Annotated in this window: 1 rRNA gene; it reads right to left on the bottom strand. The window is 55.0% G+C overall.

Annotation, left to right across the window (positions count from 1 at the left end):
- Positions 1–89: 89 nt before the first annotated feature.
- Positions 90–3,217: ribosomal RNA gene (locus tag KK097_RS17730) — 23S ribosomal RNA — on the bottom strand.
- Positions 3,218–3,461 lie beyond the last annotated feature (244 nt).

Raw genomic sequence — 3,461 nt, 5'->3', positions numbered from 1 at the left:
AGCGGTGTATTCAGTTTCGATTCCCGATCGTCTGTCGGGAACCACAAAGTGGACGCGAGCCCGTGCAACAAGTGCACGGAAATCAGTGTGTTATCAAGTCTTCGGCTTATTAGTACCGGTCAGCTCCACGGGTCGTTAGTCCCCGCTTCCACATCCGGCCTATCAACCCAGTAGTCTGCTGGGAGCCTCTCACACTCAAGGTGCATGGAAATCTCATCTCGAAGACGGCTTCCCGCTTAGATGCTTTCAGCGGTTATCCGGTCCGAACGTAGCTAATCAGCGGTGCCCTTGGCAGAACAACTGACACACCAGAGGTTCGTCCATCCCGGTCCTCTCGTACTAGGGATAGATCTTCTCAAATTTCCAACGCGCGCAGCGGATAGGGACCGAACTGTCTCACGACGTTCTAAACCCAGCTCGCGTACCGCTTTAATGGGCGAACAGCCCAACCCTTGGGACCTACTCCAGCCCCAGGATGCGACGAGCCGACATCGAGGTGCCAAACCATGCCGTCGATATGGACTCTTGGGCAAGATCAGCCTGTTATCCCCGAGGTACCTTTTATCCGTTGAGCGACAGCGCTTCCACAAGCCACTGCCGGATCACTAGTCCCGACTTTCGTCCCTGCTCGACCTGTCAGTCTCACAGTCAAGCTCCCTTGTGCACTTACACTCGCCACCTGATTGCCAACCAGGTTGAGGGAACCTTTGGGCGCCTCCGTTACTCTTTGGGAGGCAACCGCCCCAGTTAAACTACCCATCAGGCACTGTCCATGAACCCGATCAGGGTCCTACGTTAGACATCCAAAGTGACCAGAGTGGTATTTCAACAATGACTCCACGAACACTAGCGTGCCCGCTTCACAGTCTCCCACCTATCCTACACAAGCCACTCCGAACACCAATACCAAACTGTAGTAAAGGTCACGGGGTCTTTCCGTCCTGCTGCGCGTAACGAGCATCTTTACTCGTAGTGCAATTTCGCCGAGTTCGCGGTTGAGACAGCTGGGAAGTCGTTACGCCATTCGTGCAGGTCGGAACTTACCCGACAAGGAATTTCGCTACCTTAGGATGGTTATAGTTACCACCGCCGTTTACTGGGGCTTAAATTCAGAGCTTCGCCCAAAGGCTAACCCTTCCTCTTAACCTTCCAGCACCGGGCAGGCGTCAGTCCGTATACATCGTCTTGCGACTTCGCACGGACCTGTGTTTTTAGTAAACAGTCGCTTCCCACTGGTCTCTGCGGCCTTCAACGCTCACGGAGTAAATCCGGTCACGTGTCCGGCCCCCCTTCTCCCGAAGTTACGGGGGCATTTTGCCGAGTTCCTTAACCACGATTCTCTCGATCTCCTTGGTATTCTCTACCTGACCACCTGAGTCGGTTTCGGGTACGGGCGGCTGCAACCTCGCGTCGATGCTTTTCTCGGCAGCATAGGATCACTGATTTCCCCTTACGGGTACGCGTCGGATCTCAGGCACACAGACGACGGATTTGCCTATCGTCAGCCCTACATCCTTACACCAGGTTCACCTTACGGATACCATCGCCTGGCTCAGCTACCTTCCTGCGTCACACCTGTTCATACGCTAACCGCACCAGCATGGGGTCGAGCGTTAGACCGGCCACCATCACCCCGAAGGGATCCGGTTGTACCGGGTTAGGACTCTTAGCACCACTGGATTAGCTTGGGCGGTTGTTCGCCGGTACGGGAATATCAACCCGTTGTCCATCGACTACGCCTGTCGGCCTCGCCTTAGGTCCCGACTTACCCAGGGCGGATTAACCTGGCCCTGGAACCCTTGGTCTTTCGGAGGACGGGTTTCTCACCCGTCTTTCGCTACTCATGCCTGCATTCTCACTCGTGTAGCGTCCACGGCTGGATCACTCCGCCGCTTCACTCGCCACACGACGCTCTCCTACCACTCCGCACGACTGAACCACGAAGGCTTGTCTATAGTGCGAAATCTACAACTTCGGTGGTGTGCTTGAGCCCCGTTACATTGTCGGCGCGGAATCACTTGACCAGTGAGCTATTACGCACTCTTTCAAGGGTGGCTGCTTCTAAGCCAACCTCCTGGTTGTCTATGCAACTCCACATCCTTTCCCACTTAGCACACGCTTAGGGACCTTAGTTGGTAGTCTGGGTTGTTTCCCTCTCGACGATGAAGCTTATCCCCCACCGTCTCACTGCTGCGCTCTCACTCACCGGCATTCGGAGTTTGGCTGACGTCAGTAACCTGTTGAGGCCCATCGGCCATCCAGTAGCTCTACCTCCGGCGAGAAACACGCAACGCTGCACCTAAATGCATTTCGGAGAGAACCAGCTATCACGAAGTTTGATTGGCCTTTCACCCCTATCCACAGCTCATCCCCTCCATTTTCAACTGAAGTGGGTTCGGTCCTCCACGACGTCTTACCGTCGCTTCAACCTGGCCATGGATAGATCACTTCGCTTCGGGTCTAGAACATGCGACTCAAACGCCCTATTCAGACTCGCTTTCGCTACGGCTGCCCCTCACGGGTTAACCTCGCCACATATCACTAACTCGCAGGCTCATTCTTCAAAAGGCACGCCGTCACCCCTACTAAGGAGGCTCCGACGGTTTGTAAGCAAACGGTTTCAGGTACTATTTCACTCCCCTCCCGGGGTACTTTTCACCTTTCCCTCACGGTACTTGTCCGCTATCGGTCATCTGGGAGTATTTAGGCTTATCAGGTGGTCCTGACAGATTCACACGGGATTTCTCGGGCCCCGTGCTACTTGGGATACACATCCGGCCATAACACCATTTCGTCTACGGGGCTGGCACCCACTACGGCCCGGCTTTCAAACCGGTTCGACTATGATGCGCTGTAACCGTCCCAGTCCGGCAGAACTGAGTGACGTGTCCCACAACCCCGACCATGCAACGCCCGCCGGCTATCACACATGATCGGTTTAGCCTCATCCGCTTTCGCTCGCCACTACTCACGGAATCACATGTTGTTTTCTCTTCCTGTGGGTACTGAGATGTTTCACTTCCCCACGTTCCCTCTACCCGCCCTATATATTCAGGCGGGAGTCACCAGGTCGTCAAACGCCTGGCGGGGTTTCCCCATTCGGAAATCCTCGGATCACAGCTCGATTATCAGCTCCCCGAGGCTTATCGCAGATTTCTACGTCCTTCATCGGCTCCAGATGCCAAGGCATCCACCGTTTGCTCTTAGAAACTTGACCACAAAGATTAAAATTGCGATCCAACGTCACCACTCAACAACCCAAAGGCTGATCATGGATGACGCGAATCAAAGATGCTCGCGTCCACTGTGTAGTTCTCAACATACGATCGGCACCAGCACTCCCCCACCAACCGGCAGGATCACACTGGCCCAACGAAGGACCCGCAGGCCCAACCCCCACCACCACTCACGTGACAGTAGGAAGCCTGGTCCCTCAGGACCCAACAACGTGCACCAGCTGA

It is taken from the genome of Curtobacterium flaccumfaciens (assembly GCF_018598405.1).
Taxonomy (GTDB): domain Bacteria; phylum Actinomycetota; class Actinomycetes; order Actinomycetales; family Microbacteriaceae; genus Curtobacterium; species Curtobacterium aurantiacum.
This window is presented reverse-complemented; position numbering and strand designations above follow the sequence as displayed.